The organism is Planosporangium mesophilum (assembly GCF_016863255.1).
GTDB classification, from domain to species: Bacteria; Actinomycetota; Actinomycetes; order Mycobacteriales; family Micromonosporaceae; genus Planosporangium; species Planosporangium mesophilum.
The window spans coordinates 79,984-98,876 of the sequence record NZ_BOON01000031.1 but is presented as its reverse complement, the minus strand read 5'-3'; the positions used below and the strand labels follow the sequence as shown (position 1 = coordinate 98,876).

Annotated in this window: 15 protein-coding genes; 4 read left to right on the top strand and 11 right to left on the bottom strand. The window is 72.8% G+C overall.

What is annotated here, in order from left to right; genetic code table 11:
* Positions 1 to 5 precede the first annotated feature (5 nt).
* The 4 genes from frdA to Pme01_RS16585 all read right to left on the bottom strand — a co-directional run bounded on the left by frdA (position 6) and on the right by Pme01_RS16585 (position 5,446).
* The gene (frdA, locus tag Pme01_RS16600) at positions 6 to 1,745 is read right to left on the bottom strand and encodes a fumarate reductase (quinol) flavoprotein subunit (protein WP_168114237.1); all 1,740 of its coding nucleotides are present in this window, start codon (positions 1,743 to 1,745) and stop codon (positions 6 to 8) included.
* Between the two features lie 84 nt (positions 1,746 to 1,829).
* Positions 1,830 to 3,227, bottom strand: coding sequence for a M20/M25/M40 family metallo-hydrolase (locus Pme01_RS16595; protein WP_168114238.1), 1,398 nt, complete (start codon positions 3,225 to 3,227; stop codon positions 1,830 to 1,832).
* Complete coding sequence (locus tag Pme01_RS16590; RefSeq protein ID WP_168114239.1) at positions 3,220 to 4,053, bottom strand: M55 family metallopeptidase; 834 nt, start codon at positions 4,051 to 4,053, stop codon at positions 3,220 to 3,222. The genes Pme01_RS16595 and Pme01_RS16590 overlap by 8 nt, the downstream gene beginning before the upstream one ends.
* 4 nt (positions 4,054 to 4,057) lie before the next feature.
* Positions 4,058 to 5,446, bottom strand: a complete 1,389-nt coding sequence (locus Pme01_RS16585) for a C39 family peptidase (protein WP_168114240.1) — start codon at positions 5,444 to 5,446, stop codon at positions 4,058 to 4,060.
* A 209-nt stretch (positions 5,447 to 5,655) separates the two neighbouring features.
* Between Pme01_RS16585 and Pme01_RS16580 the strand changes: the two genes are divergently transcribed.
* Together Pme01_RS16580 and Pme01_RS16575 are read left to right on the top strand one after the other, a co-directional pair.
* Positions 5,656 to 6,678 (top strand): N-acetylglucosamine kinase, encoded by a 1,023-nt coding sequence (locus tag Pme01_RS16580; RefSeq protein WP_168114241.1) that lies wholly within the window; start codon positions 5,656 to 5,658, stop codon positions 6,676 to 6,678.
* 160 nt (positions 6,679 to 6,838) lie between these two features.
* On the top strand, positions 6,839 to 7,861 hold the full coding sequence (locus tag Pme01_RS16575) for an N-acetylglucosamine kinase (RefSeq protein WP_168114242.1): 1,023 nt from the start codon (positions 6,839 to 6,841) through the stop codon (positions 7,859 to 7,861).
* On the opposite strand, the gene Pme01_RS16570 is transcribed toward Pme01_RS16575, so the two are convergent.
* From Pme01_RS16570 to Pme01_RS16550, 5 genes are read right to left on the bottom strand one after another with little or no spacing between them, the layout of a single operon-like run.
* Positions 7,812 to 8,942, bottom strand: a complete 1,131-nt coding sequence (locus Pme01_RS16570) for an ABC transporter ATP-binding protein (protein ID WP_239088273.1) — start codon at positions 8,940 to 8,942, stop codon at positions 7,812 to 7,814. The two genes, Pme01_RS16575 and Pme01_RS16570, sit on opposite strands and share 50 nt — an antisense overlap.
* Positions 8,900 to 9,931, bottom strand: a complete 1,032-nt coding sequence (locus tag Pme01_RS16565; protein ID WP_168114243.1) for an ABC transporter ATP-binding protein — start codon at positions 9,929 to 9,931, stop codon at positions 8,900 to 8,902. The genes Pme01_RS16570 and Pme01_RS16565 overlap by 43 nt, the downstream gene beginning before the upstream one ends.
* Positions 9,928 to 10,839 carry an ABC transporter permease gene (locus tag Pme01_RS16560; protein ID WP_168114244.1) on the bottom strand — a complete coding sequence of 304 codons (912 nt, stop codon included), beginning with the start codon at positions 10,837 to 10,839 and terminating at the stop codon, positions 9,928 to 9,930. The genes Pme01_RS16565 and Pme01_RS16560 overlap by 4 nt, the downstream gene beginning before the upstream one ends.
* Positions 10,839 to 11,903 (bottom strand): ABC transporter permease, encoded by a 1,065-nt coding sequence (locus tag Pme01_RS16555; RefSeq protein WP_168114245.1) that lies wholly within the window; start codon positions 11,901 to 11,903, stop codon positions 10,839 to 10,841. The genes Pme01_RS16560 and Pme01_RS16555 overlap by 1 nt, the downstream gene beginning before the upstream one ends.
* Positions 11,904 to 11,913: 10 nt before the next feature.
* The gene (locus Pme01_RS16550) at positions 11,914 to 13,737 is read right to left on the bottom strand and encodes an ABC transporter substrate-binding protein (protein WP_168114246.1); all 1,824 of its coding nucleotides are present in this window, start codon (positions 13,735 to 13,737) and stop codon (positions 11,914 to 11,916) included.
* A gap of 300 nt (positions 13,738 to 14,037) precedes the next feature.
* Between Pme01_RS16550 and Pme01_RS16545 the strand changes: the two genes are divergently transcribed.
* Entirely contained in the window at positions 14,038 to 14,844 is an 807-nt protein-coding gene (locus Pme01_RS16545) for a DeoR/GlpR family DNA-binding transcription regulator (protein ID WP_168114247.1), read from the top strand.
* A 33-nt stretch (positions 14,845 to 14,877) separates the two neighbouring features.
* Here the strand turns inward: Pme01_RS16545 and Pme01_RS16540 are convergent, their stop codons facing one another.
* The gene (locus Pme01_RS16540; protein ID WP_168114248.1) at positions 14,878 to 16,092 is read right to left on the bottom strand and encodes an ROK family transcriptional regulator; all 1,215 of its coding nucleotides are present in this window, start codon (positions 16,090 to 16,092) and stop codon (positions 14,878 to 14,880) included.
* 289 nt (positions 16,093 to 16,381) lie between these two features.
* Between Pme01_RS16540 and Pme01_RS16535 the strand changes: the two genes are divergently transcribed.
* Entirely contained in the window at positions 16,382 to 17,887 is a 1,506-nt protein-coding gene (locus Pme01_RS16535; RefSeq protein WP_239088272.1) for a M1 family metallopeptidase, read from the top strand.
* Positions 17,888 to 17,949: 62 nt separating this feature from the next.
* On the opposite strand, the gene Pme01_RS16530 is transcribed toward Pme01_RS16535, so the two are convergent.
* Entirely contained in the window at positions 17,950 to 18,801 is an 852-nt protein-coding gene (locus Pme01_RS16530; protein ID WP_168114250.1) for a CAP domain-containing protein, read from the bottom strand.
* Positions 18,802 to 18,893 lie beyond the last annotated feature (92 nt).

Here is an 18,893-nt window from a genome sequence, read left to right as displayed (position 1 = left end):
GATCGTCACCTCCCGTACACCCGCTCGGCCGGCGGCCAGCGCGTGATCGTCACCGGCCGGTAGGAGACCGTCGAGGCCCCGTCCCCGGTACGCCGGATCTGCGAATGGGCCAGGAAGCGCTCGTCGTCCCGGGCGGGGAAGTCGGTGCGCTGGTGCGCGCCCCGGGACTCCTCGCGCAGCGAGGCGCACCGCACGATGCTCTCCGCCACGTCGAGCAGGAACGACAGCTCCAGCGCGGCGACGAGCTCGGTGTTGAAGACCCGGCTGTGGTCGTCGACGGCGGCGTTGCGGCACCGCTCGCGAAGCTCGTACAGCTTGTCCGCGGCCTTGGCGGTCGAGTCGCCGGAGCGGTAGATCCCCACGCCTTGCTCCATCGTCTCCCGCAGCTCCTCGCGGATCGTGGCGAGCCGCTCCCGCCCGCCCTCGCGGTGCAGCAGGTCGGACTCCAGGCGGTGCTCCTCGTCCCTGGCCTGGGCGGCGACCGCCGGGGCCGGTCCGGTGTGCCGGCCGGCGGCCTCGGCCACCGCCGCGCCGGCCCGGGCACCGAAGACCAGCAGTTCGGGCAGGGAGTTCGAGCCGAGCCGGTTGGCCCCGTTGATGCTCACGCACGCCGTCTCGCCCGCGGCGTACAGCCCGTCCAGGGCGGTTGCCCCGACCAGGTCGGTGGAGACGCCGCCCATCATGTAGTGCACCACCGGCCGTACCGGGATCAGCTCCCGTACCGGGTCGACGTGCTCGTAGTCGCGGCACAGCTCCCGGACGAACGGCAGCCTCGCCTCGATGACCTCCGCGCCGAGGTGGCGCAGGTCCAGGTGGACGACGGGACCCCACGGCGTGTCGGTGGTCCGCCCCCGATCGACCTCCTTGACGAACGCCTGCGACAGCCGGTCCCGGGGGCCCAGCTCCATGCTGCGCAGCACCGGTCCGGGCGCGGGCCTGCCGAGGTTGTAGTCCTGCAGGTAGCGGTACCCGTCCCGGTTGACCAGCCAGCCGCCCTCGGCCCGGGCCGCCTCGGAGATGAGGATGCCGGTGAACGGCAGGCCGGTCGGGTGGTACTGGACGAACTCCATGTCCTCCAGCGGCGCGCCGGCCCGGTACGCCAGGGCCAGGCCGTCGCCGGTGGAGATGTTGGCGTTCGTGGTGAACGGGTAGACCCGGCCGCAGCCGCCGGTACACAGGATGACGGACTCGGCGGTGATCGCGTCGATCCGGCCCGACATCACCTCGATCGCCACCACGCCCCAGACCCGGCCGTCGTCGACGAGCAGCCTGGTGACGAACCACTCGTCGTACCGGACGATCGAGGGGTACCTCAGCGAGGTCTGGAACAGCGTGTGGAGCAGGTGGAACCCGGTCTTGTCGGCGGCGAACCAGGTCCGTACCCGCCGCATCCCGCCGAACGGGCGGACCGCGATCCGGCCGTCGGGTTCGCGGCTCCACGGGCAGCCCCAGTGCTCCAGCCGCAGCAGTTCGCCGGGCGCCTCGGCCACGAACGCCTCGACGGCGTCCTGGTCGCACAGCCAGTCGCCGCCGGAGATGGTGTCGTGGGCGTGGTCGTCGAGGGTGTCGGGCGGGCGGATGACCGCGGCGGCGCCGCCCTCGGCGGAGACCGTGTGGCTGCGCATCGGGTAGACCTTGGAGATGATCGCGATGCTGAGGTCCGGGCGCGCCTCGGCCACGGCGATGGCGGCGCGCAGGCCGGCTCCACCGCCACCCACGATCACGACGTCGTACCGGGTCGACATGGCTCCTCGGTCAGCCGATAACCCGCAATCGGCGTTGTATGCGCGGTTCGGCCCGCTCACCCCAACGCTTCAGCTCACCATGCTTCAGCTCACCGTGGTCAGGAACCGGTCCAGGACCCGGACACCGAAGGTGAGGGCGTCGATCGGGACCCGTTCGTCGACCCCGTGGAACATCGCGTGGTAGTCGAAGCCCGGCGGCAGCCCGAGGGGCGCGAAGCCGTACCCGGCGATGCCCAGCCGGGCGAACTGCTTGGCGTCGGTACCGCCGGCCATGCAGTACGGGACGACGTGCCCGGTCGGGTCCTCGGCGCGCAGTGCGTCGGCCATCGCGGCCACGGTCGGGGTGTCCAGCGGCGCTTCCAGCGCGATCTCGGAGTGCGCGTACCCCCACGCGACGTCCGGCCCGGTCAGGGCGTCGAGGGTGGCCTCGAACTCGTCGCGGTGACCGGGCAGGACCCGGCCGTCCACGTAGGCGACGGCTTCGCCGGGGATGACGTTGACCTTGTACCCGGCCGACAGCATCGTCGGGTTGGCGCTGTTGCGCAGGATCGGGGCGACCAGCGCCCCGGCGTGGCCGAGCGCCTCGACGAGCGCGGCGGCGTTCGTCTCGTCGAGGTCTTCGGCGGACAGGTCCCCGGCGGGTCTGTCGAGGGACGCGGCGATGCCGGTCAGGCAGGCGCGTACGGTCGGGATGAGCCGTACCGGCCACTCGTGCTCGGCGATGCGCGTGATGGCGGTGGCGAGCTTGGCCACCGCGTTGTCGGTGTTGACGCGGGAGCCGTGGCCGGCCGTGCCGCGCGCGGTCAACCTCAGCCAGGCGGTACCCCGCTCGCCGGTGGCGACCGGGTACAGCCGGGCACCGCCGTCGGTGTGGAAGGCGAAGGCGCCGGACTCGCCGATCGCCTCGGTGCAGCCGTCGAACAGGTCGGCGTGGCGCTCGACGAGGAAGCGGGCCCCGTAGGCCGCGGTGTCCTCCTCGTCGGCGGTGAACGCGAGGACGAGGTCGCGGCGCGGCCGCCGCCCCTGCCGCCCCCAGCTCCGTACCAGGGACAGGATCATCGCGACCGTGTTCTTCATGTCGACCGCGCCGCGTCCCCAGATCACCCGATCGACGACCTCACCGGAGGTGGGCGGGATCCGCCACTCGGCCGGGTCGGCGGGCACCACGTCCAGGTGGCCGTGCACGAGCAGGGCCGGCCGGCCCTGCTCGGTACCGGTGATCCGGGTGACGACGTTGGCGCGGCCGGGCGCGGACTCCAGGAGCAGCGGGTCCAGGCCCGCCTCGCTGAGAACCTCGGCGACGTACTCGGCGGCGGGCCGCTCGACCCCGTCGCCGCCGCCCCGGTTGGCGGTGTCGACCCGGATGAGGTCCGAGCAGAACCGGACGACCTCGTCCTCGGTACGGGGGTCGTCGACCGGCTCCGCCGCTGCGGTCGGCCCAGCGGGCGCAGCGGGTCCAGCGGGTCCGGCCGGTTCAGCCATAGTGCGCCTCCACCGCGGCGTGCGCCATCGTCGTGACCGTCTTGAAGCAGCGGATCATGTCGTAGGCCGAGGGGCTGCGGTACGCGACGCGGCGTACTCCCGTGCGCTCCACGGACGGTACCAGCGCAGCGGCCCCGGCCAGGTGCGCGGCGTCGAACTCCACCTCGACGGAGTACCCCCGCCCGCCTGTGGCTTGCCGCCGCGCCGCCAGCGCCGTCGCCTCCTTCGCCGCGGCGCGGATCGCGGCGTACGTGGCCTGCGGCGGCCGGCACACCGCGGCGTACCGGCTCACGTAGTCCTTGACCGCGACGGTACCGGCCGCCGGGGCGTACCCAGCCGCGTCGGCGCAAGCGCGGTCGTCGCCGGTGACGAGGACGACCGGTACCCCGTACCCGGCGGCGACCAGCGCGTTGAGCCGGCCCTCGCTGGCCGGTTCGCCGTCGACCCACACGCCGGTGATCGAGTTGGCCAGGTACGTGTGGGCGAGCACGCCCTCGGTACCGGCGCCGGTGTGGTACCCGACGAACGCGACCCCGTCGACGGCCGGGTCCTGGATGCCCTCGACCATGCTGAGGTCCTTGTGCCGGCCGGTGAGCATGCTCGCCCGGTGGTCGAGCTCCTCCAGCAGCAGGTTGCGCATGGTCGCGTGGGCCTCGTTGACGATCACCTCGGCGGCGCCGCCGTCGAAGAACCCGGCGATCGCCGCGTTCACGTCCGACGTGAACATCACCCGGCACCGCTGCCACTGCTCGGTACCCGGCTCGACGTCGGCGGGCCAGGTCACTCCGGTGGCGCCCTCCATGTCGGCCGAGATCAGGATCCGCATGTGCTCACCAGGAGGGGTTGGCGGGGTCGATGGCCGGCGGCAGCGGCTTGTCGTGCGGCTTGATGACGTACGCGATACCGCCGGTACCGTGCCCGGTCGAGCCGTTCGGGCGGGTGAACGAGGTGCGCAGCCACACGGTCTCGAACTGTCGCCGGGGGTAGACGTTGCGGACCTCCGGGTTCGAGTTCGACGCCGGGTCGTTGACGACGACGTCGCCGGCCTTGGTGAACCCGACGATGACCCAGAGGTGGCCGTTGGTCCGGTAGTCGGCGCCGTCGATCTCGCCCCGCTCGAACGACTGCGAGGTGATCACCGGGATGCCGGCGGCGATGAGGCGCTCCACGTCGTCCAGCGAGCGCAGCTGGACGATCTGGCCGTCCAGGCCGTAGCTCGAGGCGTACCCGGTGTTGAAGGGCCAGTTGCCGGTGCCCTGGTAGGCGTAGTCGTACGTGGCGCGGGCCGCCACGTCGACGCTCGGGTCGGCGTAGCCGGGGTCGACGAAGGCGAGCTGCTCCCTGCTCGGGTACTTGCCCCAGTACTCGACGACCATCTCGGTCGAGGTGGGGCTGCACCAGGCCTCGCCGCCACCGTCCCACTCCGGGTACTGGCCGGCGTGGACGTTCTGGGAGTACCGGGGGACCTTCAGCTCGATACCGGCCGCCGAGGCGGGCCCCGGCGTGCTGGTCGGTACGCCCGTCCGGTTGGGAGTCGCCGAGGCGAACGCGCCGACCTGCCACAGCCGGGGCGAGCCGGCCGTGCCTGCCGCCCGGTACAGGGTGACCCGCAGCTGGTACGCGCGGACCGTGTGACCGGCGGACGTGGTGAAGGTGTCGGTGTCGACCCCGCCGTAGGGCGCGGCGGACGGGCTGACCGACGTCCGGTGGATGTCGCCGTCGCCGGCGGCCCAGTGCCCCATGTCCAGCCAACCGGTACCGGCGCCGTCCTCCATCGTCGCGTTGAGCTCGACCTTCAGCCAGGTGCCCGGCGGCGTCTGGGCGCTCCAGGACGCGACCATCTCGGTCGCGCCGAAGTCCAGCCGTCGCACCGGCGACGTCCAGGTGCCGTAGTCGTATCCGCGGTCGGTGTTCAGGTACGGGTCGTGGTAGGTCGTGGTGCCGGCGGAGCGGCCGATGACGATGCCGAGGCGCGGGCCGGGGAGGGGGAGGACCCCCCGGGCGGTACCGGCGACGAAGTCCGTCGTCGTGGTCCAGTCGTGGAACGCGACCCGGGCTTCGGTCGCGGCCTTGCTGGTGGTGGCCGCCGGGTCGTTCGTCGCCGCGCCGTTCGTCGTCGCGCCGTTCGTCGTCGCGCCGGCGGGGCTCGCGCCGCCGGTGAGCAGGACGGCGGCCAGAGCCGCCACCACGGGGAGTTCTCGGTGCCAGCTGCCGTGCATGGGGTCTCCCTCGTGAGGGGCGCGGGTCTTATCAGGACTATCCACACGGGCCGACAACGTCGTCAAGACTAGTCTTTGATTCTTGTGGATTTTATGAGCCCGGGCATTCCGGGCCCGGGTCGCGGCGCCGACGCGGGTGACGGTCTTCTCGTAGCGGGCACCGTCCCCTTAATATCGGCGCCAACTGCCCGGCTCCGAAGGGGGGCGCCATGCGCGGCACGACCAGGGGCGGGTCGGCACGTGCCTCGCTGGTCCTCGGGGTCGACGCCGACAGCGGCCTCGTCGAGGCCGTACTGGCGACCGCGGACGGCGTCCCGGTCGGCGCCGGGCGGTCCGGTTCGGCCAACCCCACCGCGCTGCCGCTGGCCGAGGTCGTCGAGCACCTGCGGGCGGCGGTCACCCACGCGCTGACCGGATTCGATCCCGGCGAGGTGGACGGCGTGGTCGTCGGCGCCGCCGGCGTCCTGCGGTTCTCCCGGGGCGCCTCGGCCGCGACCCTGGCGCAGGTGTGGGCCGCGGCGGGGCTGACCTGTCCGATCCGGATCGTGGCCGACGCCGTCGCCGCCTTCGCCGCCGGTACGCCCGCCCGCGCCGGCTCGGTGCTGATCGCCGGGGCCGGGTCGATCGCCGCCCGCATCGACGGCGAGGAGGTCACCGACCGCATCGACGGCAACGGCTGGCTCGTGGGCGACGACGGCTCGGGGTTCTGGATCGGCCGGCAGGCGGTACGCGCGGTGTTCGCCGCCCTCGACCGGCGGGGCGAGCAGACGCTGCTGCGCCACGCCGTACTGGCCGCCCTGACCGGCCACGACGACGTACCGGCCGAGGTGGGGGAGCAGGTGGAGCTGCTGCGCGACGCGGTCTACGACGGGCCGCCGATCGCGCTGGCGGCGCTGGCTCCGCTCGTACCGGCGGCCGCCGAGGCCGGCGACCGGGTCGCCCAGCGGATCGTGGACCGGGCCGTCACCCTGCTGGTGGAGACCGCGACCGCGCTGGCCGGTGACGACGACCCGGGTGAGCCGCTGGTACTGGCCGGGTCGCTGCTGGGCCGGACCGGGCTGATCGGCCGCGAGGTCGGCCGGCGCCTCGCCGGCCACCACGGCGGTCAGCCGCTGCACGCCGAACGCCCCGCGGGCGGGGCGGCGTGGCTGGCTGCGAAGCGGCTGAATCCGGGCCTGGACGTCGACGCGCACACCCGGCTCACCGCCCCCGCGCCCGTGGTGCGGCCCTGACCCGGCCAACATCCGACGGCGCCCAGCCCTGACCCGGCGGACCTTGGGGAGGCCCCGCTGATGGATGTCGGTGAATGCTTGGCCTGGCCCGTCGGGTCTGGCAGGATTCCACAGGAAGCCACATCGGCGCCGTGTCGGACGACGAAGGAGCGCGCGGGGCATGTCCGACTTCCGGGTTCTCGGTCTCGACATCGGCGGTACGGGTACCCGCGCCCTGCTCGCCACCTCCGACGGCGAGCGCCTCGGGTCGGGTACGGCGGCCGGGGGCAACCCCTCGGCCCACGGCGCCGAGGTCGCCGCGGCACGGGTCGCCGAGGCCCTCGGCGCGGCGCTCGCCGGCAGCGACCCCACCGCGGTACGAGCGTGCGTCGTCGGGCTGGCCGGGGTGAGTAAGTACGCCGCCGAGCCGCACACCGCCGAGGTGTTCGGGCGGATCTGGCGGGACGCCGGCCTCACCTGCCCGGTACAGGTCGTCAGCGACGTCGCGGTGGCCTACGCCGCGGGTACCGCCCGGCCCGCCGGCTCGATCCTGCTGGCCGGAACCGGTGCGGTGGCCGCCGAGGTACGCGGCCGCGAGCCGGTGCGCATCCACGACGGGTACGGCTGGCTGCTCGGTGACGACGGGTCGGGGTTCTGGATCGGCCGCCAGGCGGTCCGCGCGACCCTGGCCGCCATCGACGGCCGCGCCGCCCCGACCGAACTGGCCGACCTGGTCCTGGAGTGGTACTTCGAGGTGCTGCCGGAGACCGACACGGCCGGTACCGCATCGGTCGAACCCGGGCTGGACCGGGCGGAGCGGCGCGTCGCGGCCGCCCTCGTCCAGGAGGTGGTCAACCGGCCCCCCGTCGCCCTGGCCGGCCTCGCGCCGCTGGTGATGCGGGCCTGCGCCGCCGGTGACCCGGTGGCCGAGGAGATCGTGCGCCGCGCCGGCGGGATGCTGGTGGCGACGCTGTCCCGGACCCGGCCGGCGGCGTCCGACACCCCGATCGTGCTCGCCGGTGCGATCCTGGGCGCTTCGACCCCGGTACACGATCTGGTGGTGAAAGAGATCGCCGAGCGCTGGTCGCGGGCCGAGGTGGCCGTGTCCCGCGACGGCGCGGCGGGCGCCGCCTGGCTGGCCGCCCTGCCGCAGCTCAGCGACGGCGACGCCGAGGCGCTGCACCGGCGCCTGGTCGCGGGGTAGGCGTCGTTCTCAGGTCGGGCGCTCCCGCATCCGACCCCACCGCGTGGCAGGCCACCTGCGCTTCGCCGCCGCCGTCCAGGACCGGCAGGTCACGGCCGCGGCACGCGGCCTCGATGTCCAGGGCCGCGGCGCGTCCACTGGCGACGACCGGGCAGCGGGGATGGAACCGGCAGCCGGTCGGGATCCGGGTCGGGTCGGGCGCCTCGCCGGTCAGGATGGTCGGCCCGGCTCCACCGGCCTCGGAAAGCCCGGACTCGGGAAGCACCGACAGCAGCGCCCGCGTGTACGGGTGCTCCGGCGCGGTCAGGATCTTCTCGACCGGCCCGGTCTCCACGATGCGGCCCAGGTACATGACCGCGACCCGGTCGGCGATGTTCCACGCCAGCCCGAGGTCGTGGGTGACGACGAGGGCGGAGAGCCCCCGCTCGTCGCGCAGCCCGAGCAGCAGCTTGAGGATCTCCCCGCGTACCGACGCGTCGAGCGAGGCGACCGGCTCGTCGGCGACGAGGATGGCGGGGTCGAGGACGAGGGCGCCGGCGATGACCACGCGCTGGCGCTGCCCGCCGGACAGCTCGTGGGGGTACCGCAGGAAGAACCGCTCGGCCGGCCGCAGCCCCGCGCGGGCGAGCGCGTCGGCGACCTTCGCCTGCTCGTCGGGGAAGTCACCCAGCGCCGTGTGGCCATGGATCCGCAGCCCCTCGGCGACCGCCTCGTACACGGTGTGCCGGGGGTTCAGCGAGCCACTGGGGTCCTGGAGCACCAGTTGGACGTCGCGGCGGTACGCCTTGAGCCCGCGCGAGGTGTACCGGACCGGTTGGCCGTGGTGCAGCACCTGGCCGCCACCCGGCTTCTCCAGGCCCAGCAGGGTACGGGCGAGCGTGGTCTTGCCGCACCCGGACTCGCCGACCAGCGCGACGATCTCGCCGGGGTACACGTCGAGGTTCACGCGATCGACGGCGTGAGCGACACCGTGGCCGTGCCGGGCCGGAAAGCTGACCCGCAGGTCATGGGCGCTCAGCACGGGTACCCGCTCGGTCATCACCGCTCCCCGCCGGTCGGTACGGATGTCACGTGTACGCACGCCGCCGCCCGGCCGGGGCCGGCGACCGACAGCGCGGGATCGACGTGCGCGCAGGTCTCGATCGCGAGCGGGCACCGGGGCCGGAAGGCGCAGCCGGTCGGCAGCGCGGTCGGGTCGGGCGGGTCGCCGGGCAGGCCGTGCGGGGCCCGCCGGGACGACGGGTCGCCGATCCGAGGGAACGCGGCGGCCAGCGCCCGGGTGTACGGGTGCCGGCCGTCGGTGAAGACCTGGTGCGCCGGCCCGTCCTCGACGATCCGGCCGGCGTACATCACCGCGAGCCGGTCGCAGGTCTGCGCCAGTACGGCCAGGTCGTGGCTGATCATCAACAGGCTGATGCCCTGCGCGGCGACCAGGTCGCCGATGAGGCGCAGGATCTGCGCCTGCACCATCACGTCCAGGGCGGTGGTCGGCTCGTCGGCCACGATCAGGTTGGGGGAGCAGGCCAGCGCCATCGCGATCATCACCCGCTGCCGCTGGCCGCCGGAGAGTTCGTGCGGGTACGCCGACGCGCGGGCCGCGGCCAGCCCGACCTGTTCCAGAAGGACGGCGACGCGCTCGTGGGCGAGGGTCTCGGAGACCTTGTCGTGCAGCAGGATCGGCTCGGCGATCTGGTGGGCGATGCGGCGTACCGGGTTGAGCGAGTGCATCGCGCCCTGGAAGACGATCGACGCCCCGGCCCAGCGGACCGCCCGCAGCCGACTCCAGCCCATGGTGAGCACGTCCTCGCCGCCGAGCAGGATCTCGCCGGTGGTGGTCGTACCGGGCGGGAGCAGCCGCAGTACCGACGCGGCCAGGGTGGACTTGCCGCAGCCGGACTCGCCGGCCAGGCCGAGCTTCTGCCCGGCGGCGAGGCTGAGGTCCACTCCGCGTACCGCCGGGAGCGGGCCGCCGCCGGTGCGGTAGGTGACCGTCAGGTTCCGGATGTCGAGCAGCTGCGCCGTAGGCGCCTTGTCGGGCCGCGCCTCTGGCGCCCGGCCGGGCTGTGTCATGCGCGCTCCCGCAGCCGGGGGTTGAGCACCGACTCCATGGTCCGTCCACACAGGCTGAAGGCCAGGGCCACCGCGGCGATCGCGAGCCCGGGTGGCAGCAGGACCCACCAGTCGCCGGCGCTGACCGCGCCCACCTGCCGGGCGAGTTGCAGCGTCGTACCCCAGGAGACCTTGGTCGGGTCGCTCAGGCCGAGGAACGCCAGGGTGGCCTCCAGCAGGATCGCCTCCGAGACGATGAGGGTGGTCTGGGCCAGGACCAGCGGCATCACGTTCGGCAGGACGTGGCGGGTCATCACGTGCCAGTGGCCGGCGCCGAGCGCCGTGGCGCGCTCGATGTACGGCCGGGACTCGACGGTCAGGGTCTGCGACCGGACCAGCCGGGCGGTCGTGGCCCAGCAGGTGACGCCGATCGCCACCACGACGGTCGTCACGCCGCGCGGCAGCACGCTGGCCAGCGCGGCGGCGAGGACGAGGGTCGGCAGGACCAGGAACCAGTCGGTCACCCGCATCAGGACGGTGTCCGCCCAGCCCCGGAAGTGGGCGGCGGTGATGCCGACGAGCGTGCCGATACCGATCGACATGAACGTGGCGAGGAAGCCGACGGTCAGGGAGATCCGCGCGCCCCAGACCGTGACGGCCACCATCGAGCGGCCGTACCCGTCGGTACCGAGCGGGAAGCGCGCTGAGGGCGGTCGGAGCGGGCTGCCCGGCGCGTAGACGGCGCTGAGCTCGTGGGCGCTGATGAACAGCGGCGCCGCGACCGCCGCGCCACCGGCGAGCACCAGGACGCACAGCCCGAACATCCCCGCCCGGCTCTTCGCGTACTCCCGGCAGAACCGGGCCAGCGACCGGCGCCGGCGGGTCCAGGCGATCCGCCGCGTGCTCGCTGCCGTCGTGACCGCGGTCATCACGTACGCACCCTGGGGTCGAGAACCGGGTACAGCAGGTCGGCGAGCAGATTCATGAGGATCACCGCACCGGAGAAGACGATGAACAGCCCTTCGAGCAGGGGCAGGTCGGGTACGGTCAGCGCCTCGTAGAACAGGCTGCCCAGCCCCGGCCAGGAGAAGATGGTCTCCACCAGGATCGATCCGGACACCACGCGACCGATGTTGATGAACAAGACCGTCACGGTCGGCAGCAGCGCGTTCGGTACCGCGTGGCGGCGCCGGACGTCGTCGTCGCGCAGCCCCTTGGCCCGCGCGGTCGTGAGGTAGTCGCTGCCCATCTCGTCCAGCAGGGACGCCCGCATCGTGAGCACGTACTGCGCGTAGATGACGGCGACCAGGGTCAGGCAGGGCAGCACCAGGTGACGCAGGTGGTCGACGAGCACCGCGACGAAGCCCTCGGTACCGGGGGTGCTCATCCCGCCGGTGGGGAACAGCCCCGGGATCGGGCCGATCCCGGTCGCGAACACGATGATGAACAGCAGGCCCAGCCAGAACGTCGGCACGGACCAGAGCGCGAGGGCGACGCCGGTGTTGACCCGGTCGCCGGTGCTGCCGTGGCGCCAGGCGCTGCGGATGCCGACCCGCAGGCCGAGCGCCGCCGACAGCACGGTCGCGGTGCCGACCAGGTAGATCGTCGGCCACAGGTGTTCGCCGATGAGCCCGGCGACCGACGTCTTGTACTGGTACGAGATGCCGAGGTCGCCGTGCAGGATCCGGACGGCGTAGTCGCCGAACTGGGCCGCCAGCGGCTTGTCCAGGCCGAACTGGTGCCGCAGGTGCGCCAGCTGCTCCGGGCTGGTCGGTATGCCGTGGGTGATGGCCCGTACCGGGTCTCCGGGCAGGATCTTGAATAGGAAGAAGGCGGTGAGCATCACGGCGATCAGGCTCACCGCGGCACCGCCGACCTTGGCGGCGACGTAGCGCAGCGGGAGCGGGCCCAGCCGGAGGCGCCGCCCCCCGCCCCGCGAGGGCAGCCTCGCGGGGCGGGGGACCGGCGGCCGGTCGGTCGAGGTCGTCGTCATGGTGCGGCGTCTACTCGCGGTCGTCCGCGCCTGCCCGCCGGCGGCGGGTGGCGAAGAGGACGCCCGCCGCGCCGATGATCGCGGCGGTGGCGACGCCGGCGACGATCGCGCCGGTGTTCCCGGACTTCTTCGGCGCCGCGGTGGCCGGGGTCGCCGACCACCAGGCCCAGTAGCCGTCCTGGGGGTAGTACATCCCGTTCGGCTGCGGCTGCTTCTGCATCGAGCCGATCACGTCGGACCGGTACGCCTCCAGCACATTGGCGTAGTACAGGACGTTGACGTACGCGCCGCGGTAGAGCTGCTGCTGCATCCGCTTGACGAGGTCCGAGCGCTTGGCCTGGTCGTACTCGGTGATCTGCTGGGCGTAGAGCTCGTCGTAGGTCGCGTCGCAGACGAAGGTGTCACCGAGGAAGGAGGCCCCGGGTGTGTCCGGGCGCCCGGCGCAGGTCTGCAGCGACAGGACGAAGTCCGGGTCCGGGTTGGTGCTCCAGCTGTCGAAGGCGAGGTCGTAGTTGCCGGCCGTCTCCACGTCGGCGAGCTTGCCCTGGTCCATCATGCTGACCGTCACGCCGACGCCGACGCCCTTGAGCCACTCGCTGATGTAGCTGGCGTTCTGCGTGTCGTCGACGCGCTGGGTCTGGCCGAACAGCCGCAGCGTCAACGGCTGGCCGTCGGGCGTGGTGCGCATCCCGTCGGCGCCCTTGCGGTACCCGAGGGCGTCGAGCATCTCGCCGGCCTTGTCCGGGTTGTGGGTGTACGCCTCCGCCGCGTCCGGCTTCCAGTGGTTGTTCGCCCAGATCGGCGGCAGGTAACCCGCGCCCGGTTCGCCGTAGCCGCCCAGCGTCTTGGCGACGAGGGTCTTGGAGTCGATCGCGTACATCAGCGCCCGGCGGAACTGCGAATCGCGCAGCGCCGGGCTGCCGTCGCCGAACGCCTGCCCGGACTTGGTGGTGGCGCCGGGGTTCGCGGCCAGGGCGTAGAAGCGCTTGCCCTGGGCCTTGTTCCGGGTGATCTCCGGCCGGTCGCCCAGCGCGTTGTACTGCGCCGGGGTCAGCGGGCTGACGAAGTGCGCCTCGCCCTTCTTCAGCGCCTCGACCATCGCGTCGCTGTCCTTGTAGTACCGGTAGATCACCTTGTCGAACTTCGGCTTGCCCCGCCAGTAGTTCGGGTTCGCCGTCAGCTCGATGTACTGCCCCTTGGCGTAGCCGGACAGGATGAACGGCCCGTTGCTCACGATCGGGAACTGGGTGTCGTTGTGGAACTTCCCGATGTCGGCCGCGTGCGACTCCCACACGTGCTTGGGTACGACCGGGATGTCCAGGGCGAGCATCGTCGCCTGTGGCTTGCTCAGCGTGATGACCAGCGTCTTGGGATCCGGCGCGGCCACGCTCTTGAAGTTGACCACGAAGTTGCCGTTGCCGGTGGCCGCGTCCGGGCTCGTCATGATCAGGTTGTAGGTCCAGGCGATGTCCTCGGCGGTCACCGGCTTCCCGTCGGACCACTTCATCCCGTCGCGGATCGTGAACGTCCACACCAGCTTGTCCGGCGACGTCGACCACGACGTCGCCAGCGCCGGTACGGCGTGGTCGTCCTTGGGGTCGTAGTTGGTCAGGAAGTCGTAGATCAGCCGGTGGATGTGGGTCGGCAGGAGGCGCTGGGCCAGGAACGGGCTGAGCGAGTCGACACTGCCGTTGGTGGCGATCGTCAGCGTCTTCGGCCCGGCCGACTGGTCGGCCGGAGCGGCGGACGCCACGGCGGGGAAGCCCAGCGCCGCGCAGGCGGTGGCCACGGCGAGCACGGTGGCCAGGCGGCGGTGTTTCGGGGTACGGGGCATGGCGTCCTCACGGTTCGTGTGGCGCTGCGTTCAAGGAGCACTGCGGGATCGATGCTGGTGGACGTGGTGTGGCGGTGAGTTTGGCACCGCGATCAGGAACCGTCAACAGTCCACAACGACACTGACAGAAATCCACATCGAAGGGTTACGATCATCGGGTGAACCGGGCCCCGTGGAAGGCTCCGACGGGGCGGGGACAGCCGCGATGACCAGGGGCGACTCGTACAATTCCGGCTGCGGCGATCCTGGCTGCGGCGACCCTGGACGTGATAGCCCCCGGCGAAGTGGCGGAGTCAACGGATGAAGGAAGAACTGCTGCCCGCAGTGCTCCCCGAGCAGCGGCGCCTGCAGATCGCCGCGCAACTGCGCCGCGACTCCCGCGTCCGGGTCGACGACCTGGCCCGTCGGTACGCCGTGTCCGGCGAGACGATCCGCCGCGACCTGCAGGTCCTGGAGGACCGCGGCCTGCTGCGCCGGGTCTACGGCGGTGCCGTTGCCTCCGACGACCGCCGGTGGGAGCAAGGGGTCGACGGGCGCGACGTGGTACGCCTGGACCCCAAGCGGGCCATCGCCGCCGCCGCGGGCGCGCTCGTCGAGCCCGGCGAGACGATCGTCTTCGACGCCGGGACCACCGTCGGAGAGGCGGCCCGCGCGCTGCCGGCCACCTTCACCGGGCGCGCGCTGTGCACCTCCCTCGCCACCGCCGGCGACCTGGCCGGCCGCGACGGCGTCGAGGTGCACCTGGCCGGTGGGCAGGTACGCCGCGACGACCTGGTCTGCGTCGGCAGCGCGGCCGAGCGGTTCTTCGCCGACTTCTTCGCCGACCGGGCCTTCCTCGCCGCCGACGGGGTCCACCCGCAGGCCGGCGTCACCGGCGACCGGCTGGACGAGATCCCGGTACGGCAGGCCATCCTGCGCCAGGCGCGGGAGAGCTACCTCCTGGCCGACTCCTCGAAGCTGGGCCGGGTGGCCGTCGGCCGGGTCTGCGCCCTCGCCGCGATCACCGCGGTCATCACGGACGCCGACGCCGACCCCGAGGTCGTCCGCGCCCTGGAGGAGGCGGGGACCCGGGTCATCGTCGCCAGCGCGACGCCGGGTCTCGAGTAGCAGTACGGCTGTGCTCATTGGCACCTCGCTGCGCTACGGCTGTGCCGGTACCGCGCCCCGCTGGTAGAAGACCTCGTCGAGGGCGCCGATCGCGGCGCCCAGCAGGCCGGCGTGCCGGCCCAGCGCCGAGGCCTCGACGATGACCTGGTGGCGCAGGACCGAGCAGATCTTCTCCCGGGTCGCGGCCTGTACCCGCCTCAGTACCTCCTTCGGCGCGGTCGCGACGATGCCACCCAGCGCCACCCGGGTCGGACTGAAGACGTTGACGTTGACGGCGATCGCCGTACTCAGGTGCTCGGCGAACTCGTCGAGCACGGCGGCCGCGGCCTCGTCGCCGGCGTGTGCCGCCGCGTCGAGCGCGTCCAGCGGCGCGGGGTGCTCGCGCTCGGCCCGCGCCAGCACCGCGCTGTCGCCGGCCGCCCGCCCGACCCGCGCGCGCAGGCTCGGCTCGGACAGCATCGCCTCCAGGCAGCCGACCGACCCGCACGGGCAGCGCGGCCCGTCGGCGGCCACCCGATGGTGCCCCAGTTCGGACACGCCGTGGGCGCCCTGCCGGAACGGCTGGCCGTCCACCACGAACCCGAAGCCGACGCCGTCGCCGACGTGCACGTACAGCAGGTTCTCGGCCCGTTGACCCAGCCCGTGCCGCGCCTCGGCCATCGCCATCGCGCGGACGTTGTACTCGACCACGGTCGGCCGGTCGAACGCGCACTCGAACCGGTCGGCGATGTCCACGTTGCGCCAGCCGAGCGCCAGCGACAGCATGCACCGGCGGCGCCCGTCGTCGACCGGACCGGGCACGCCGACGCCGATGGCGACGGTGGTGCGCTCGGTCGACTCGAGCATCGGGGTGGCGGCGGCCACCGCGGCGTCGATGACCCGCGGCGCGGCCGCGCCGCGCTCCAGCGGTACCCGGGTGGCAGCCACGACCAGGCCCGACAGGTCGACCAGGCCGATCCGGAGTTCCTCGGCGCCGATGTCGACGCCGAGGAACGCGTACCCGTCCCGCGACAGCGTCACCACGGACGGGCGGGGCCCGCGACGCGTGTGGCGGACCGGCGGGACGGACTCGATCACGTACCCCTCGTCGGCGAGGTCGGTGACGATCGAGGCCACGGTCGGGATGCTCAGCCCGGTCCGGCCGGCCAGGTCCCGGCGGGACAGCGCGCCCTGTTCGGCGAGCAGTCTCAGCAGCAGTCCCCGGTTGTGCGCACGTACGTCTTCCGGTAGCCAGGAGCGTCGGTGCACCCCGGGGCCCTCCTCATCGGTCGGCGGCTTGCGAACGCGAGCACTGTAACGGTCGCGATACGCAGCGTGGAACGACCGGGACGACAACGGACGTGAATCCGTGCAACAGGAAATTCCGCGCAGCGGGAAACGTTCCGCTCAGCCGCGCGCCCTCGCCGTACCCCATCGGTGCGATATGGGGTTTCGAAGGTTTACATCCTTCGATACGTTTCGCCGGACGACCAAACCCGGGTCGGCGATCCGGCGCGGACCGCATCGCTCGCCGCCCCGCTACGGAAGGAGCCCCATCGTGCGGCGAGCACTGGTGGCAGTCACGACCGTCCTGGCGGTCGCCCTGGCCGGCACCCCGGCCAGCGCGACCGTGCGTCCACGCGCCGCTCCGGCGCCGGGTGGCCCCGGGGTCGGCGACAGCTACTACCCCGACTACGGCAACGGTGGATACGACGTCTCGCACTACGACGTACGGCTGCGGTACTGGCCGGACACCGACAAGCTGACCGGCACCACGACCATCCTGGCCCGCGCCACGCAGGACCTGTCGCAGTTCAACCTGGACTTCGCCCTCGCGGTCACCTCGGTACGGGTCAACGGCTGGCAGGCGTCCTTCGCCCGTCAGGGCGCCCACGAACTCGTGGTCAAGCCGGCCCGGCCGGTCAACGCCGGCCAGCAGCTCACGGTCGTCGTCCAGTACGCCGACACGCCGTCGGCCGTCAAGGTCAACGGCTTCACCTCCTGGGTGCGTACCTCCGACGGCGCGCTCGCGGTCGGCGAGCCCGAGATCGCCTGGTGGTGGTTCCCGAGCAACGACCACCCCACCGACAAGGCGACGTTCGACATCGCGGTACTGGTACCGGACGGCACCCAGGTCGTCAGTAACGGTGTGATGCCCAGCCAGCCCGTCCGGGAACTGTCCGGCTGGAGCCGCTGGTACTGGCGCTCGACCAAGCCGATGGCGACCTACCTGGCGTTCATGGCGATCGGCCAGTACGAGATCCGCACCGACACGTCGGTGTCCGGCCAGCCGGTCATCAACGCGTACTCCGACAACCTCGGCGAGTTCGCGGACGCCGCCCGGGCCAGCGTCGAGCGAACCTCCGAGGTGGTCGACTGGGAGAGCACCGTCTTCGGCCCGTACCCGTTCGAGGCGCGCGGCGGGGTCGTGACGCCGCCCGCGAGCATGGGGTACGCCCTTGAGGACCAGACCCGGCCGATGTACGACGGCCGGTTCTTCCGGCGCGGGTCCAACATGTACGTGGTGGTGCACGAGAACGCCCACCAGTGGTTCGGCGACTCGGTGTCGGTGGCGGACTGGCGCAACATCTGGCTCAACGAGGGCTTCGCCAGCTACGCGGAGTGGCTGTGGTCCGAGGCGCAGGGCGAGGGTACGGCCCAGGAACTGTTCGACTACACCTACGCCCTGTACCCGCCGGACGACCCGTTCTGGCAGGTGAAGCCCGGGGACCCGGGTGCGCAGGACCCGTTCCACGCCGCCGTGTACGACCGGGGCGCGATGACGCTGCACCAGTTGCGGCTGGCCGTCGGCGACGACACGTTCTTCAGCATCCTGCGCGAGTGGACCGCGAGCCACCGGTACGGCAACGCCACCATCGAGCAGTTCCAGGCACTGGCCGAGAAGATGTCGGGCAAGGACCTGGACGCGCTGTTCACGACCTGGCTGTTCACCCCGGGCCGCCCGAACCTCGGTAGCCCGTCCACGATGGCCGCCCGTGCCATCCCCGCGCAGCCGAAGTCATGGCAGAAGATCGAGGAGACGCACGCCGCGCTGCACCACTGAGCGCGGCCCCTCCCATGATCACCGAGAGTTTGTGTCGTCCGGGCAGCACAAACTCTCGGTGATCAGGGAAGAGGGGCGCCGAAGTCCTGGGTCCACAGTGGCGTACCGTCCTGATACGCCAGCCCGATCCCGATGTTGGTGTAGCGGCAGTTGAGGATGTTGGCCCGGTGCCCCGGGCTGTTCAGCCAGGCCCGCAGGACGGCGGTGGCGTCCTGCTGCCCCTTGGCGATGTTCTCGCCCACGGCCGACCACTGGTACCCGGCGTTGGTGACGCGGGTGCCGACGCCGACGCCGTCCGGGGTGTCGTGGGCGAAGTAGCGGCGGTCGGCCATGTCGGCCGAGTGGGCCCGCGCGGCGGCGGCGAGCCGGGGATCGACGGTGAGCGCCACGCAGTTGACCGTGGCCCGCGCCTGGTTGACCAGCGTCAGCAGCAGCGACTCGGCGCCGGCGTCGGCGGGCGGTGGCGGGTCGGCCGAGGGTGGTGACGGTACGGGTGCCGCCGGGGCGGCAGGCGGTGCGGGCGCTGCGGGGGCCGGCGCGGGTCCACCGGCCGCCGGTTCTCCGGCTGCCGGGGGCGCGGGTACGGGTACGGCCGGGCTCGCCGTGGCTGATCCGTCCGCCGCGGCCAGCCCCGACCGGCCGACCGCCGCCGGGGATTCCGCCTGCGTCGCCGTCGCGATCTCCAGTACGCCCGAGGTTGTCGGCGCCTTTGCCGCGCGGGTGGCGGGGGTGCCGAAGGCGAGCGCGCCGACCGCTGACGAGAGGCCGACGGCCACGGCGGCGACCGCCGCGACGAGCGCGGGGTGCACGCCGGTACGTCGGCGGGGCGACCGGTGCCGGTGCCGTGGCGGGTCCGCCGGCACGGGCGGCTCGAGGCTCCAGACCGACGTGGGCGTCGTGTGGGGCGCGTCCACGCGCAACCTCCGCTTCAGACCGGTTCTCGGACCCCGAGCGTAGATCCGGTCCGGCCCGGCCGACGCGGACGCTGGTACGGACTTAAAGGCCA

What these genes read in the sequence shown, in the direction of transcription:
- frdA (WP_168114237.1), bottom strand. Translation starts at nt 1,745, where the DNA reads ATGTCGACCCGGTACGACGTCGTGATCGTGGGTGGCGGTGGAGCCGGC.
- Pme01_RS16595 (WP_168114238.1), bottom strand. Translation starts at nt 3,227, where the DNA reads ATGGCTGAACCGGCCGGACCCGCTGGACCCGCTGCGCCCGCTGGGCCG.
- Pme01_RS16590 (WP_168114239.1), bottom strand. Translation starts at nt 4,053, where the DNA reads ATGCGGATCCTGATCTCGGCCGACATGGAGGGCGCCACCGGAGTGACC.
- Pme01_RS16585 (WP_168114240.1), bottom strand. Translation starts at nt 5,446, where the DNA reads ATGCACGGCAGCTGGCACCGAGAACTCCCCGTGGTGGCGGCTCTGGCC.
- Pme01_RS16580 (WP_168114241.1), top strand. Translation starts at nt 5,656, where the DNA reads ATGCGCGGCACGACCAGGGGCGGGTCGGCACGTGCCTCGCTGGTCCTC.
- Pme01_RS16575 (WP_168114242.1), top strand. Translation starts at nt 6,839, where the DNA reads ATGTCCGACTTCCGGGTTCTCGGTCTCGACATCGGCGGTACGGGTACC.
- Pme01_RS16565 (WP_168114243.1), bottom strand. Translation starts at nt 9,931, where the DNA reads ATGACACAGCCCGGCCGGGCGCCAGAGGCGCGGCCCGACAAGGCGCCT.
- Pme01_RS16560 (WP_168114244.1), bottom strand. Translation starts at nt 10,839, where the DNA reads ATGACCGCGGTCACGACGGCAGCGAGCACGCGGCGGATCGCCTGGACC.
- Pme01_RS16555 (WP_168114245.1), bottom strand. Translation starts at nt 11,903, where the DNA reads ATGACGACGACCTCGACCGACCGGCCGCCGGTCCCCCGCCCCGCGAGG.
- Pme01_RS16550 (WP_168114246.1), bottom strand. Translation starts at nt 13,737, where the DNA reads ATGCCCCGTACCCCGAAACACCGCCGCCTGGCCACCGTGCTCGCCGTG.
- Pme01_RS16545 (WP_168114247.1), top strand. Translation starts at nt 14,038, where the DNA reads ATGAAGGAAGAACTGCTGCCCGCAGTGCTCCCCGAGCAGCGGCGCCTG.